General features: G+C 46.0%; 15 protein-coding genes. 5 read left to right on the top strand and 10 right to left on the bottom strand.

Annotated features, from left to right (window positions below):
- Both AC8GFU_RS00745 and AC8GFU_RS00740 read right to left on the bottom strand, forming a co-directional pair.
- On the bottom strand, positions 1-372 hold the full coding sequence (locus AC8GFU_RS00745; protein ID WP_506626607.1) for an NADH-quinone oxidoreductase subunit A: 372 nt from the start codon (positions 370-372) through the stop codon (positions 1-3).
- A gap of 40 nt (positions 373-412) precedes the next feature.
- The gene (locus tag AC8GFU_RS00740; protein WP_506626606.1) at positions 413-1,105 is read right to left on the bottom strand and encodes a demethylmenaquinone methyltransferase; all 693 of its coding nucleotides are present in this window, start codon (positions 1,103-1,105) and stop codon (positions 413-415) included.
- Between the two features lie 59 nt (positions 1,106-1,164).
- Between AC8GFU_RS00740 and AC8GFU_RS00735 the strand changes: the two genes are divergently transcribed.
- Positions 1,165-1,749: a biotin transporter BioY gene (locus AC8GFU_RS00735; RefSeq protein WP_506626605.1), complete on the top strand. Its 585-nt coding sequence runs from the start codon at positions 1,165-1,167 to the stop codon at positions 1,747-1,749.
- 2 nt (positions 1,750-1,751) lie between these two features.
- Entirely contained in the window at positions 1,752-2,972 is a 1,221-nt protein-coding gene (locus tag AC8GFU_RS00730) for an isochorismate synthase (RefSeq protein ID WP_506626604.1), read from the top strand.
- On the opposite strand, the gene menD is transcribed toward AC8GFU_RS00730, so the two are convergent.
- From menD to menB, 3 genes are read right to left on the bottom strand one after another with little or no spacing between them, the layout of a single operon-like run.
- Positions 2,965-4,539 (bottom strand): 2-succinyl-5-enolpyruvyl-6-hydroxy-3-cyclohexene-1-carboxylic-acid synthase, encoded by a 1,575-nt coding sequence (gene menD, locus AC8GFU_RS00725; RefSeq protein WP_506626603.1) that lies wholly within the window; start codon positions 4,537-4,539, stop codon positions 2,965-2,967. The genes AC8GFU_RS00730 and menD overlap by 8 nt on opposite strands.
- Positions 4,536-5,465: an o-succinylbenzoate synthase gene (locus AC8GFU_RS00720; protein ID WP_506626602.1), complete on the bottom strand. Its 930-nt coding sequence runs from the start codon at positions 5,463-5,465 to the stop codon at positions 4,536-4,538. Before AC8GFU_RS00720 ends, menD begins: the two co-directional genes overlap by 4 nt.
- A gap of 3 nt (positions 5,466-5,468) precedes the next feature.
- Positions 5,469-6,347: a 1,4-dihydroxy-2-naphthoyl-CoA synthase gene (gene menB, locus AC8GFU_RS00715; protein WP_506626601.1), complete on the bottom strand. Its 879-nt coding sequence runs from the start codon at positions 6,345-6,347 to the stop codon at positions 5,469-5,471.
- 41 nt (positions 6,348-6,388) lie between these two features.
- Between menB and AC8GFU_RS00710 the strand changes: the two genes are divergently transcribed.
- Genes AC8GFU_RS00710 through AC8GFU_RS00700 form a run of 3 tightly spaced genes read left to right on the top strand, consistent with a single transcriptional unit; the run spans position 6,389 to position 8,538 of the window.
- Positions 6,389-7,441 (top strand): AMP-binding protein, encoded by a 1,053-nt coding sequence (locus AC8GFU_RS00710; protein ID WP_506626600.1) that lies wholly within the window; start codon positions 6,389-6,391, stop codon positions 7,439-7,441.
- Entirely contained in the window at positions 7,434-8,282 is an 849-nt protein-coding gene (locus AC8GFU_RS00705) for a 1,4-dihydroxy-2-naphthoate polyprenyltransferase (RefSeq protein ID WP_506626599.1), read from the top strand. The genes AC8GFU_RS00710 and AC8GFU_RS00705 overlap by 8 nt, the downstream gene beginning before the upstream one ends.
- A 4-nt stretch (positions 8,283-8,286) precedes the next feature.
- A complete protein-coding gene (locus AC8GFU_RS00700; RefSeq protein WP_506626598.1) occupies positions 8,287-8,538 on the top strand; it encodes a PLDc N-terminal domain-containing protein in 252 nt (83 codons plus the stop codon).
- Here AC8GFU_RS00700 and ccsB read toward each other — a convergent pair.
- From ccsB to AC8GFU_RS00675, 5 genes are read right to left on the bottom strand one after another with little or no spacing between them, the layout of a single operon-like run.
- A complete protein-coding gene (gene ccsB, locus AC8GFU_RS00695) occupies positions 8,535-9,425 on the bottom strand; it encodes a c-type cytochrome biogenesis protein CcsB (RefSeq protein ID WP_506626597.1) in 891 nt (296 codons plus the stop codon). The genes AC8GFU_RS00700 and ccsB overlap by 4 nt on opposite strands.
- Complete coding sequence (gene resB / locus AC8GFU_RS00690; protein WP_506626596.1) at positions 9,426-10,898, bottom strand: cytochrome c biogenesis protein ResB; 1,473 nt, start codon at positions 10,896-10,898, stop codon at positions 9,426-9,428.
- Positions 10,898-11,623: a cytochrome c biogenesis CcdA family protein gene (locus AC8GFU_RS00685; RefSeq protein ID WP_506626595.1), complete on the bottom strand. Its 726-nt coding sequence runs from the start codon at positions 11,621-11,623 to the stop codon at positions 10,898-10,900. The genes resB and AC8GFU_RS00685 overlap by 1 nt, the downstream gene beginning before the upstream one ends.
- The gene (locus tag AC8GFU_RS00680; RefSeq protein WP_506626594.1) at positions 11,620-12,156 is read right to left on the bottom strand and encodes a TlpA family protein disulfide reductase; all 537 of its coding nucleotides are present in this window, start codon (positions 12,154-12,156) and stop codon (positions 11,620-11,622) included. Before AC8GFU_RS00680 ends, AC8GFU_RS00685 begins: the two co-directional genes overlap by 4 nt.
- On the bottom strand, positions 12,156-12,779 hold the full coding sequence (locus AC8GFU_RS00675; protein WP_506626593.1) for a histidine phosphatase family protein: 624 nt from the start codon (positions 12,777-12,779) through the stop codon (positions 12,156-12,158). Before AC8GFU_RS00675 ends, AC8GFU_RS00680 begins: the two co-directional genes overlap by 1 nt.
- Positions 12,780-12,827: the final 48 nt, after the last annotated feature.

Genomic DNA, 12,827 nt, shown 5'->3' with positions numbered 1-12,827 from the left:
TTAGTCCCATTCCAATCCGCCGCGGCGCCAAACGTATGCATATGCAACAAAAACTGTTGCAATGAAGATTGCCATTTCAACCAAACCAAATAAACCAAGGGCATCAAATGAAACTGCCCATGGGTAAAGGAAAACGATTTCAATATCAAAGATGATGAAGAGCATCGCGGTTAAGAAGTACTTAACTGGGAAACGACCACCCTCTGCTGCTTGCGGTGAAGGTTCGATTCCACATTCATAGGCATCGAGCTTTGCACGGTTGTAACGTGCTGGACCTGCGAGCGCACCCGCAACAACTGAGAAGGCTGCGAAGCCAAAGCCGATCGCGCCTATCACCAAAATTGGAATGTATGGATTTGATGTGGATATCACGGTCGAAATCTTAAGGTCGAATGGGCTGTGCCAGTGACCGCTAGCCCTTAATCCCACTGTGAACTGCAACAATGCCAAAGGTCAGGTTTTTCCAAGTGACCCCGGTCCAGCCCGCCTTTTCCATCCGTGCCGCGAGCGCCGCCTGATCTGGCCATGCTCTGATCGATTCAGCCAGGTAGATATAGGCATCAGGGTTTGAGGCGGTCCTCTTCGCAATAGTTGGAAGTAGGCGCATTAGATATTCGGTATAAATGGTGCGAAACGGACGCCAGGTTGGGTGGCTGAACTCGACAACCACCATTCTTCCGCCTGGCTTGGTCACGCGGCGGGCTTCGGCCAGCGCCTTATCAAAATCCACGGTGTTACGAAGGCCGTACGAGATGGTGACAACATCAAACTTATCCGCTTCAAAGGGCAGATTCAGGGCATCGGCCTTGGAAAAGTTGAGATATGGGCGGACCTTTCGTCCCTGAGCCAGCATTCCCTCACTGAAATCGGTGGCAAATACGGTGGCCCCAGCCTTGAAAAGGGGCTCAGAAGAAGATCCTGGCCCTGCAGCCAGATCCAAGATCACCATTCCGGGCTTGGGGGCGATGATCTTTGTGGCCGCTTTACGCCAGGCCTTGGTCCGGCCCAAGCTCAAAAGATCATTGACGAGGTCATACCGCTTGGCGACCCCATCAAACATTGCCGCGACCTCATCGGGATCCTTGTTGAGATTAGCGCGGGACATAGGTGCATTCTCCCTTGAAGTAGGCTCATCCACAACTTAAGTCGCTTGAAGGGAATCCAATGTCGCTATCTGCTACCTCGCTACGTTCATCGCTCATCCCCCGCACTACAGCTCTTTCCAACGCTGTTTTGGTGGTTAGCGGAGTACTTGGACTAGCTGCTTTGGCACAGATTGCGATTCCTGTTCCGGGATCACCAGTTCCTGTTACCGGTCAAACACTTGGAGTTCTTGTTCTAGGAACTGCTTACGGTTCAACACTGGGCTTCACAACATTTGCTGTGTACATGCTTGCAGGAATTGCAGGCGCACCAGTGTTTGCAAATAGCGGACATGGTTTAGATCGCTTGGTTGGTGCAACAGGTGGTTACTTAGTTGGAATGCTTGTTGCAACATTTGTGTTGGGACAGTTTGCACGTTTTCGTTTAGATCAAAAGTTTCTAACAGCACTGCCTTCAATGCTTATCGGAACTGTAATTACATTTTCATTTGGTCTTGTGTGGTTGCATCAATACACAGGTCAAAGTTGGAGCTGGACAATCTCGGCTGGGTTAACACCTTTTATCGTTGGAGAAGCATTGAAGATCGCAATCGCTGGAACATCTCTTCCTGCAGTGTGGCGATTTGTAAATCGTAAAAACTCATAACAATGTCCCAACTCATCCCCATCACAACAACTCGCTTAGGCGAGCATTTGCCATTGCTGGATTTACTTCCAGATTCACAACCTTTGGCATGGGTTCGAAGTGGTGAGGGATTAGTTGGTTGGGGAATCTACGCAACAACAACTGTTAGCGGTCCACATAGGTTTGCAGATGCACGTCACTGGTGGCAGAAGCAGTTAGAAAAGTTAGCAGTAACAAACACAGTGCATGGAAGCGGAACCGGACCTGTTCTATTTACCTCATTTTCATTTTCACCAGATGATGTTTCTGTATTAGTAATTCCGCAGGTAGTTGTTGGAACAAAGAGCGGAAAATCTTGGATTACATGGATCGGATCTGATCCGCAGCCTGTTTTAAAGACAGCTCCAGATCATGTTTCCAACGGAGCGATGAGTTGGAATGAGCAACCAGCCGCTGATGAAGCCTGGAAATCTCGCGTTGCAACTGCGGTCGCACGTATTCAAAATGGTGATTTAGACAAGGTTGTGCTTGCCCGAGATATCACCGTTACATCTACAAAAAGCATTGATCCACGTGCGATTTTAAATAGATTAGCTGATGAGTATCCAACAACCTGGAAGTACTCGATCTCAGGATTAGTTGGAGCGACTCCAGAATTACTTCTTCGCCTTTCACGCGGAATGGTTACCTCACGTGTTCTTGCGGGCACCATTAGTAAGACCGGAGATGATGCAAAAGATTTAGCACTTGCTGCATCCCTTGCGCGTTCATCAAAGGATTTAGCAGAACACGAATATGCAGTGCGTTCAGTTGCTGAAGCGATTGAACCATTCTGCTCTTCTACAAATGTTCCCGAATCTCCATTTGTGTTACACCTTGCAAATGTTATGCACCTGGCAACAGATGTAACTGGTGCATTAGTTGAAACTCTCGCTCACATTGATGCCTTTACTATTTTGGAACAACTTCATCCATCAGCTGCGGTTTGTGGAACACCTCGTCCAAAGGCCGCTGCCTTGATTCAGGAAATTGAAGGAATGTCACGCGGTCGCTATGCAGGTCCAGTTGGTTGGATTGATGCTGCTGGCGATGGCGAATTAGGAATTGCACTTCGCTGCGGCCAAATTAACGGTGACACAATTCGAATCTTTGCTGGATGTGGAATTGTTGATGGCTCTGATCCTGAAGTTGAACTTGCAGAAACATATGCAAAATTTGCGCCAATGCGCAGCGCTCTTAAATAGAGCTTAAGGAATCGTAAATAGCTTTTAGGTTGTCTGCATTACTTTCGCGATTTGGAACATCACACACAACAACACTGATACCTGAAATAGGCGCTTTGATCTCTGACTCAAGCTCTTTCATGGTAGTTACCTGCTTTGCATTAACTCCCATGGCCTGTGCAATAGCTGCAGGATTTAAGCCGTGAGGTGTTCCAAACACTGTTTCAAATCCATTAACTCCACGTTGGGGCAAGGTGGAAAAGATTCCGCCGCCATCGTTGTTAATCACAATAAAACGGCAATTAATCGCTTCTTTGTTGATTAATCCCGTTAAGTCATGCAGGAAGGAAAGATCGCCAAGCAGCGCAATTGTGACTTTGTGCGCATATGCGATGCCAAGTGCGGTCGAGATATTTCCATCGATTCCAGCAAGACCACGGTTTGCGTATACATCTATGCCGGAACGGGGAGTTGCAAAGCCTTCAAGATCTCTAATTGGTCGTGAAGATGAAACAAATAGCGCGGTTTCATTGGGAATTGCCGCTGCAATGGTGCGGGCAATGACCGCTTCATTCCAACCATCTAACGATGCGATTAGTTTTTGAGCGCGTTCTGAAACCTTTGCCCACTTAGCAATCCATTCATCAGATTGAATAACGCCTTGCAAATCTGGCAGCTCGGTAAATTTTCGATCAGCCTGTCGATCTGTATCAACCGTTGCCAAACGTTGATCGACAACATAAGTAATTGGGCTTGATTTAATAAAAGCATTTATTGATCTCGACAAGGTTGTGCGACCAATGACTAAAACAGACTGTGGAATAAGAGTGCTACGAATTTCAGGAGAAGCTAAAAAGATCGAAGCATGCGCAATTGCATCTGGAAATGAAAGTGGATCTTCGGCAATTACTGGCCACCCTAAAGTTTTTGTGAATTGTGTAATTTCAGCAACTGTTAAGCCGCCACGATCATGACCAATAACTACAACTCCACGGGCACCAACTAAACGAAGTGTGCCCGGCTTAGTGCGTGGCACAAACTCTTTTGGTGCGACATTAATTTCAGATAACCAATCAGCAGAATCATCAGACAAAAGAGGCTCATCAAACTGTAAGTTCAGATGAACTGGACCTGTTCGCAAAGAATCCAGTGGTAACTCCATTGGATAAACAGGGCCATCAATATCTGCGAAGTACCGAACAGCTTTACCGAAGATGCGTGCTTGTTCTGTTGTTTGGTTTGCACCAGTCTTGCGAAGCATCGCGGGACGATCAGCGGTAAGTACCAATAGCGGTGCATTTGTATGGCTAGCCTCTAAAACAGCAGGGTGGTAATTAGCTACAGCGGTTCCGCTTGTACATACAACTGGTACGGGACGCCCAGTTGCCTTAATGATTCCCAATGCAAAAAAGGCAGCGGTGCGTTCATCAATTCGAATATGTAACTTAATAAGACCTTCTTGCGATGCTGCGAAAAAGGCTAATGACAATGGAGCGTTGCGCGATCCCGGAGAAATCACAACATCTGTAATTCCGGCTTCAATGATTTGGCGTACAACGACGCGAGCCAGCGAGGTTGAGTTATTCACTTCAAAAGCTCCGCTGTTCTCATGATTCGATTCTTCCACCATTCGAATCGATCTGCACTCACATCAAGCCCATCAAGAACAGGGTTAACATCACTAATTTCAATCTTTCCATCGATTATTGGAAGTTCTGCAACATTCTTGGCTAGCAATGAGCCTGTTCCAAGACCACAATCAAATCTCATCTCTTCAAAAGAGGCTGCAAGCATTAAGCCATAATTAATTCCGACCGTACTTTCGAGCGCACTTGAAATAACTACTGGCAGTTTGTGATGTTCCGCTAAGGCATGTGCTCGCTTGATTCCGCCAAGTGGCTGAACTTTCAACATCAAAAAATCTACTGCGCCAGTTAAATCAACATCAAATGGATTTGTACTCTTGCGCAAAACCTCATCGCCAACAATCTTTACATCAACACGTTGCTTGAGTTCACGTAACTCTTCAATGGTTGCGCATGGTTGTTCTACATATTCAAACTCGCCAATAGAATTGAGAAACATTTCTGCTTCATCGACGCTCCATAATCCATTCACATCAATTCTGATTGCTGCATTTGGACGTAAAGTACGAATCACATCCAGGCGATGTAAATCATCGCTTACATCAGTGCCAACCTTTACCTTGAAGGTTTTAACCCCCGGAAATGAATTAACAACTCTTTCAAGATCTGCTTCATCATTTAGTGCCGGAATTGTTCCGTTAACAGCTACATGGGTGCGATATAGATGTGGCTTTGCAACAGTTGCAGCCTCGATTGCGCAGGCAAGCCAAGGCGCGCACTCTTGGTCCTCGTATTCAACAAATGGAGAAAACTCAGCCCACCCTTGTTCGCCTTTAAATAGGGCTACTTCGCGAACTGTGACGCCACGAAAATTGGTTTTCGTAGGCAGCGCCACAACGCGCAAGGAATCTAGAAGCTGTTGTTCCATAAATTAAGGACGCTTAGGGAACTTTCCGAAATCAGGCTTGCGCTTTTCCTTGTATGCATCGCGACCTTCTTGGCCTTCTTCTGTCATGTAGAACAAAAGCGTTGCATCTCCAGCAAGTTGTTGAACTCCTGCAAGACCATCAGTTGCAGCGTTCAAACTTGCCTTGAGTAAGCGAAGTGCCATTGGTGAGTTGCGAAGCATCTCGCGGCACCAAGAAACAGTTTCTGCTTCTAATTCGGCGATTGGCACAACTGTATTTACAAGTCCCATATTCAACGCTTCTTGCGCATCGTATTCGCGAGTCATAAACCAAATCTCGCGGGCCTTCTTTTGACCAACATGTGCAGCGAGCAAACCCGCACCGTATCCACCATCAAAAGAACCAACCATTGGTCCTGTCTGTCCAAACTTTGCATTGTCTGCAGCAATTGTTAAATCGCAAACAACATGCAGAACATGTCCTCCACCAATCGCCCAACCTGCAACCATTGCAACGATTGGTTTTGGTGTGCGACGAATCTGTACCTGAAGATCTAAAACGTTTAGACGGCCGATTCCCTTTTTAGCTAACTTGTCATCGCCAAGGTATCCATCATCACCGCGAACGCTGATGTCTCCACCTGAACAAAATGCTTCAGTGCCTTCACCTGTAAAGATGATGGCGCCAACCTCTTCGTTATCGCGTGCAAGATCAAAGGCTTCGATCAATTCAATAATTGTTTGTGGACGGAAAGCGTTACGCACCTGTGGTCGGTTGATCGTAATCTTGGCGATGCCATCACCCATTTGATATTTGATATCTACAAAATCTTCTCCGCCGGGTGCTGTCACCCATTGTGGAATCTCTCTGCTACCAAATTCGCGCTTGATCGGCTTGCTCACATTTCCTCCATCGTCGTTGCTAGCGATAGCCTACGGTGGCAATGGATAACTCGTCACAACGAAAAATTCTGCGGGTCAGCCCTGCATGCGAAATCACCCAATTAGCGGGAGAAATCACATCGGCGCTCGTGGGCGATGGCCCCACCCTTGGCTTTGGCGAGATCACATCTGAGTATGCCGCCCACTATGCGGCGGTTGTAATTGGAACATCTGGATCAAGCGGCACTGCAAAGGAAGTTTCTCTTACGGCAACAGCGCTCATTTCATCAGCGCGAGCATCCAATAAATTTATTAAAGCTAAACCTGGCGATACTTGGTCATTGCTTTTACCGCTTACACATATTGCAGCTGTAAATGTAATTGTGCGTGCGATCGAATTAGGAACTCTTCCGATGGATGTGCGCAATTGCGAAGGCGATTACCCAAGAGCTGATTACACATCAATTGTTCCAACACAACTCTTTAGAGCATTAAATGGTGACCAGCGTTTACTCGATCACCTTAAATCTGCAAAAGCGGTTTTAGTCGGAGGCGCTGCTTTATCTCAATCAATCAGAAATCAAGCAGAGCTTGCTGGAATAACGGTAATCACAACGTATGGAATGACAGAAACATGTGGTGGTTGTGTTTACGATGGCGAATTGTTAGATGGTGTTGACGTAGAAATACGTAGTGGAAAAATCTTTATTCGAGGTCCAATCCTGGCTTCATCAATTTCACTCGATGCAGGCTGGTATGAAACAAGCGACCTTGGTGAAATCTACAATGACAAGTTAGTCGTACTAGGTCGAGCAGATGATGTAATTATTTCAGGTGGAGAAAATCTTTCGCTCAATGCGGTTGAGGCATCACTTAACAGCGCCTTTCCTGCAATTGAGTTCGCCGCCTTTGCAGTTGAAGATCCACAATGGGGTCAGAGTTTGCAAATCGCCGTTGTTGGCTCAGTACCTGATGATGAAATCATTGCTCATCTTGAAAAAGATTTAGGAGCCTTTGCAAAACCAAAAGGAATTCATCACTTAGCCTCGCTACCATTGCTTGGTATTGGAAAGGTCGATCGAAAAAGTTTGGCAAAGGGAGTTGCACATGAATAAGTGGGTTCTTGGCGCACGTCCCCGCACCCTTCCGGCAGCGATCGCCCCTGTTGTAGTTGCCTCAGCATTAGCTGGCCCTGATTTCAATTGGTTCCGTGCAGCATTGGCGCTAAAGGTAGGTGTGTGGCTTCAGATCGGCGTTAATTACGCAAATGATTACAGCGATGGCGTTAAGGGAACTGATGCAAACCGCATCGGACCTACGCGATTAGTCGCAAGTGGTTTAGCTTCAGCTAAATCTGTAAAGCTCGCGGCTTACATTTCATTTTTAATTGCCAGCATCGCCGGAGTATGGCTAGCCCTACTTACATCACCACTTCTTATAGGTGTTGGAGTTCTTGCGATCGCAGCAGCCTGGGGTTACACCGGTGGAAAAAATCCATACGGATACAGAGGACTAGGCGAACTTTCAGTATTTGTTTTCTTTGGCTTAGTTGCAACAGTTGGAACTTATTACGCACAAACTGAAAAAATTACAATCTTAAGTTTTATCGTTGCGATTCCTATGGGCGCACTTGCCTGTGCAATCTTGGCAGTTAATAACATCCGTGACCGTGCTCAAGATGAGCTCGTAGGTAAGCGCACCGTTGCTGTACGTCTTGGAGATTTAAGAGCACGACGTAGTTTTGTTGCGCTATTGGTTTTGGCACACACAGCAGCCATTGCAACCTTTATCCCAACAGCGCTACTGACCTTGTTGGCCGTTCCCCTAACCTTTTCGATTTCTAAGGTTGTTCTCAGCGGTGCAACCGGAAAAGATTTGATTCCTGTATTGGGTTGCACCGGAAAGCTTCAGCTGCTTTTTGCAACTCTCTTTGCGATTGCTTTAGCGATACAATAAAAGCATGAGTCGCCTAATACTTCCTTTACTTTTAGTTGGATTCACTATTTATACCTTGATTGATTGCGCACGAACAGATGAGTCACAAGTTCGCAATCTGCCAAAGTGGGGATGGATTCTGATAATTATTCTTATCGGAACTGTCGGACCAATTGCGTATTGGGTTGCAGGACGACCAAAGGGTTTAGGCGGACCAAAGCCAAAGCGACGTATCTTGCCGCCAGATGATGATCCAGATTTTTTAGGGAAGCTTTAAAGCCCCGAATACGTGTGCTTGCCGGTTCCCCACACATTTACATAAACATAGTTAAACAAGAAGGTTGAGCCTGCAAATAGGCATAACCAGGCAGCGCGACGTCCACGCCAACCGATAGTTACACGTGCATGTAAGTACGCCGCATAAGCAACCCAGGTAATGAAGGCCCAAGTCTCCTTTGGATCCCAACCCCAGTAACGACCCCAGGCACTCTCGGCCCAAATTGCACCTGCGATAACTGCAAAGGTCCACAATGGAAATACAAATGCAACAAGTCGGTATGAAAGTTGATCTAGAACTTCAAGTGAAGGAAGTCGCTTCGCCCAGGCTTTGCGCTCTCCCATTGTTTCCATGCGATCTAGGTACAAGTACGCCGCTGCAATTACATTGGCTAGTAAGAAAACGCCGCCAGAAATAATTGCAGCTGAAACGTGAATTACTAACCAGGTTGACTTTAATGCCGGAACAAGTGGTGCACTTGGTCGGTACAAAACCGCTACAGCTGTTCCAAGTGTGAGTAGAACTGAAATTGAAACCAACAAACCTAACCAACGAAGATCATATTTTCTTAATGCGCCAAGGTATGCACCAGTAAATGCGAGTGCCCCTGTAATTGAGAACTCGTACATATTTCCCCAAGGCACTCGACCTGCTGAAATTCCACGAGCAATAACTCCTGCAAATAAAAGAATGAATCCCAGAATCATCATCGCTGTTGCAATGCGGGCAACTTTTTCGGTGCGCTTGTAATCAAAGGTCTTTGTGGAATCTGTAGGAACCTTCACAGCCCACGCTGTTTCGATCGCATGGGCAAAGAAAGAAAGGGTGTAAACAACCATCGCTGAATAAACAAGGTAATTGGATGCAAAGGCCCAAGTACGTGACATTTATTTCTCTCCCTTTAACATCCGAACAAACTCTTGCATTTCAATCTCGAGCCCAGGAGCAGCGTTCTTTGCCAAACCTGCGACCTCAACCTCATTCCCAACACGAATCCAAATACGGCGCCTGCGTGTAAACAATGAAGCTAGTAGGCCAAGGATCGCAACAATACCTCCAAGCAGAGCGAACTTCTTTCCGGGATCTGCAACAAAGTTGAGGTTGACCCACTGCACATACCCTTCAAAAGTTATTGATCCGCCTGCATATTCAAAGCTCTCACCTGGCTTTAAAGATTTAAGTCCGATCTGTTGCATTGTCGAAGTATCAATTCGATACACAGATTGTGGAACTCCTGAATCCAATCCGAGATCGCCCACCCAAGCAGATAACAACAATCGTGGATCTAGCGCTTCAGGGAAAACGCTTACAGCGCCTCCGCCATTTTCACTTCGTGCATAAGTTGGAACAAAGGATCCAACAAACCCAATTTGTGGTTCTGCATCTGGAACTTTAATCGCACCGATCGAACGTAAGTTTCCATCTTGTGGCAAGAATGGAACGGGACCTTGGAATGCAACATTGCCCTTTGAATCTTTAACGGTGACAACAGGTGAGTATCCATTTGCTTGTAAATAAACGCGGGTGCTACCGATAGTCAACGGACTATTTACTTTGATGACCTTCTTCTCAATTACCGATGAACCATCACGCAATAGAGAAATATTTAATGTGTAATCCTCTGGCGCGCTTGTTTCAACGTTGTACTTTGCGACAAATTTATCTGTTGTCAACATAAAAGCCGGAAGGTTTGCATCTTTATACAACTTTCCATATGTCAACGTGTCATAACTTGTTGGTGTATTAACAAAACGTTCGCCAACATTAATGATCGCTTCGCCACGCATACCAAAGAGTGAGCTAAAACTAATTCCGAGCAAGATTAAAATTAAAGCTAGATGGAAAAAGAGATTTCCTGTTTCTCGAGCAAAACCCTTTTCAGCTGAGATAGCTCCATCTTTTTCCAGAACTCTAAATCGTTTTGACTTAAACCAGGCACGAGCAGCATCGAGTTCATCGCCCTTTGAGCTCCATGAAGAATGATGCTCCATTCGAGACAAGTTCTTGGGAGTCGCAGGAGGCAAAGCCCGTGCAGCGTGGAAATGTTCGATCGTGCGTGGCAGTACGCAGCCAATAAGAGAGATGAATAGAAGGATATAAATAGCGCTAAACCAGGGTGATCCATAGACATCAAATAAGGAAAAACGATCCATCCACTTAGCTAATTCAGGTGAATCCTTGAAGTATTGGCTTACCTGCATTGGATTTTGGGTGCGCTGTGGAATTAATGATCCAGGAATCGCAGCCACACCAAGCATCAATAGCAAGATCAATGCGGTGCGCATACTTGTTAATTGACGCCAGGCATATCTGAATAGGCCAACGCTATCTAGCTCCGGAAGTTCAATATTTTGACTCATTAGACCACCGGAATGAAATCAGAGATTAAGGAGCGCATCGAGTTCATAAGTTGTGACCACAGTCCTAGTACTTCGAGTACTCCGATTGCAATCAGAAATACTCCGCCAATCTTAGAAATGACATCACCGCGACGATAAATGATTGAACGCAACTTCGCAGATTTATCCATAAACAAACCAGAAAGAATAAAAGGAAGACCCAGACCTAAGCAGTAGCCGAATGAGAGCACTGCACCACGAACCGCACTTGATTCTTGAAATGCAAGGGTTTGCACAGCTGCAAGCGCTGGACCGATGCACGGAGTCCAACCGATTCCAAATAGCACGCCAAGTAAAGGTGCTCCGAGTAGACCACCAGTAGTTCGCATCTTTGGGCGAATCGTTGGTGAGAATGGAAAACGTCCGTAGAAAATAAACCCTAAGAAGATTGTTACTAAACCAAGAATTCGTGAAATGAACTCTTCATGTGCGGACAAGGTATTACCAAGTCCACCAAATACCGCACCGAAAGAAACAAAGACGGCGCTAAATCCCAAGACAAATAGGAATGAACCTAATAAAACCTTTCCGCGGCTTACTGAAAATCCTGCAGCAAAGGATAGGTAGCCAGGTACCAGAGGCAATACACATGGAGATAAAAATGAAATTACTCCAGCAATTACAGCAAATGGAAAGGCTGTTACTAAAACACCTGAAAAGATTTGCTCTACAAAGAAATCTTTCATTCTGCACTCACCTTTTCAATGAGTTCTGTTAACGAAGCAACTGTCACGGTTCCAGAAATTCGAGCTGCGACATAGCCTCTTTTATCGAGAATCACCGTTGAAGGAATGGCATTTGCAGGCAAAGAACCCTTAAATCCAATCAAAATAGAGTCATCAATAATTGTTGGGTAAGGCAGTTTAAATCGACGTTCAAAGGCTTCAGCTGTTGCCGGATTGTCTCTAGTTAATATTCCAATGAATGAAACATCTGTGTACTTATTTGCAAGTGCTGCCAATGTCGGCGCCTCTGCGCGGCACGGTGCACACCATGATGCCCATACATTTACAACCGCAACTCGATCCTTTGAATATGTGTACTGCTTGCCGGACAAAGTCAATCCGGTGATTGCAGGTGCAATCTTGCGATCAGCGATCTTTATAAAGGTTGTAGATCCATCTCCAGAGACAAAACTTTCTTCAGTTGTCGAACTTCCACCACCGCTGCACCCCGTAAGAGTCACAGCAAGAATGATCAGTGCGACAAACTTTTTCATTACTTCTTCTCTGGCAATAAGTGTCGTGCAGGTTCTGAATACGTTAAACCTGAAATAAAGCCTTCATCATCAAAGTGAACACTTGTTACTGAGGCAAGGGTGCACTCGCGCTTGCGTGGATCATGCAGCAAACGACGGTTTTCAATTGCGCTACGTAAAATCCAAATAGGTAACTGATGTGAAACACAGATCGCATCTTTTCCATTTGCAGCATCACGAGCTGCAAAGATCGCCGCAAGCATTCTGTTGATCTGTTCATCGTATGGCTCGCCCCATGATGGCTTCCATGGGTTCCACAGATGCTTCCATGCAGCTGGGTGGCGCAGAACGCCATCTCCAACGCCAAAAGGTTTTCCTTCAAAAACATTTGCCGCTTCAATTAAGCGCTCATCAGTTGTAATCGCAATGTTGTGTGCAGCTGCTATCGGCGCAGCGGTTTCTTGTGCACGTTGTAGTGGAGAAACATGAAGTGCACCTAAATCAAGGCTCTTAGACCAATCACCGATTGTGCGTGCCATCTCTTGTCCGCGATCAGATAAACGCCATCCAGGTTGACGCCCGTACAAGATCTTGTCGGGGTTATGGACTTCTCCGTGTCGAACCACATGCACTGTTGAACTCATTGGCAAAGCATAAAGCGTCTCAAAACCTCTTCTATCGCTAAGGTAGTG

This window comes from Planktophila warneckei (SeqCode) (genome assembly GCF_965234675.1).
GTDB lineage: Bacteria > Actinomycetota > Actinomycetes > Nanopelagicales > Nanopelagicaceae > Planktophila > Planktophila warneckei.
The sequence above is the reverse complement of the archived record's forward strand: the minus strand, read 5'-3'. Positions and strand labels throughout refer to the sequence as shown.

Excerpts from the sequence above, each read along its gene's own strand:
- AC8GFU_RS00740 (WP_506626606.1), bottom strand. The coding sequence starts at position 1,105 with ATGTCCCGCGCTAATCTCAACAAGGATCCCGATGAGGTCGCGGCAATG.
- AC8GFU_RS00735 (WP_506626605.1), top strand. The coding sequence starts at position 1,165 with ATGTCGCTATCTGCTACCTCGCTACGTTCATCGCTCATCCCCCGCACT.
- AC8GFU_RS00730 (WP_506626604.1), top strand. The coding sequence starts at position 1,752 with ATGTCCCAACTCATCCCCATCACAACAACTCGCTTAGGCGAGCATTTG.
- AC8GFU_RS00720 (WP_506626602.1), bottom strand. The coding sequence starts at position 5,465 with ATGGAACAACAGCTTCTAGATTCCTTGCGCGTTGTGGCGCTGCCTACG.
- AC8GFU_RS00710 (WP_506626600.1), top strand. The coding sequence starts at position 6,389 with ATGGATAACTCGTCACAACGAAAAATTCTGCGGGTCAGCCCTGCATGC.
- AC8GFU_RS00705 (WP_506626599.1), top strand. The coding sequence starts at position 7,434 with ATGAATAAGTGGGTTCTTGGCGCACGTCCCCGCACCCTTCCGGCAGCG.
- AC8GFU_RS00700 (WP_506626598.1), top strand. The coding sequence starts at position 8,287 with ATGAGTCGCCTAATACTTCCTTTACTTTTAGTTGGATTCACTATTTAT.
- ccsB (WP_506626597.1), bottom strand. The coding sequence starts at position 9,425 with ATGTCACGTACTTGGGCCTTTGCATCCAATTACCTTGTTTATTCAGCG.
- resB (WP_506626596.1), bottom strand. The coding sequence starts at position 10,898 with ATGAGTCAAAATATTGAACTTCCGGAGCTAGATAGCGTTGGCCTATTC.
- AC8GFU_RS00685 (WP_506626595.1), bottom strand. The coding sequence starts at position 11,623 with ATGAAAGATTTCTTTGTAGAGCAAATCTTTTCAGGTGTTTTAGTAACA.
- AC8GFU_RS00680 (WP_506626594.1), bottom strand. The coding sequence starts at position 12,156 with ATGAAAAAGTTTGTCGCACTGATCATTCTTGCTGTGACTCTTACGGGG.
- AC8GFU_RS00675 (WP_506626593.1), bottom strand. The coding sequence starts at position 12,779 with ATGAGTTCAACAGTGCATGTGGTTCGACACGGAGAAGTCCATAACCCC.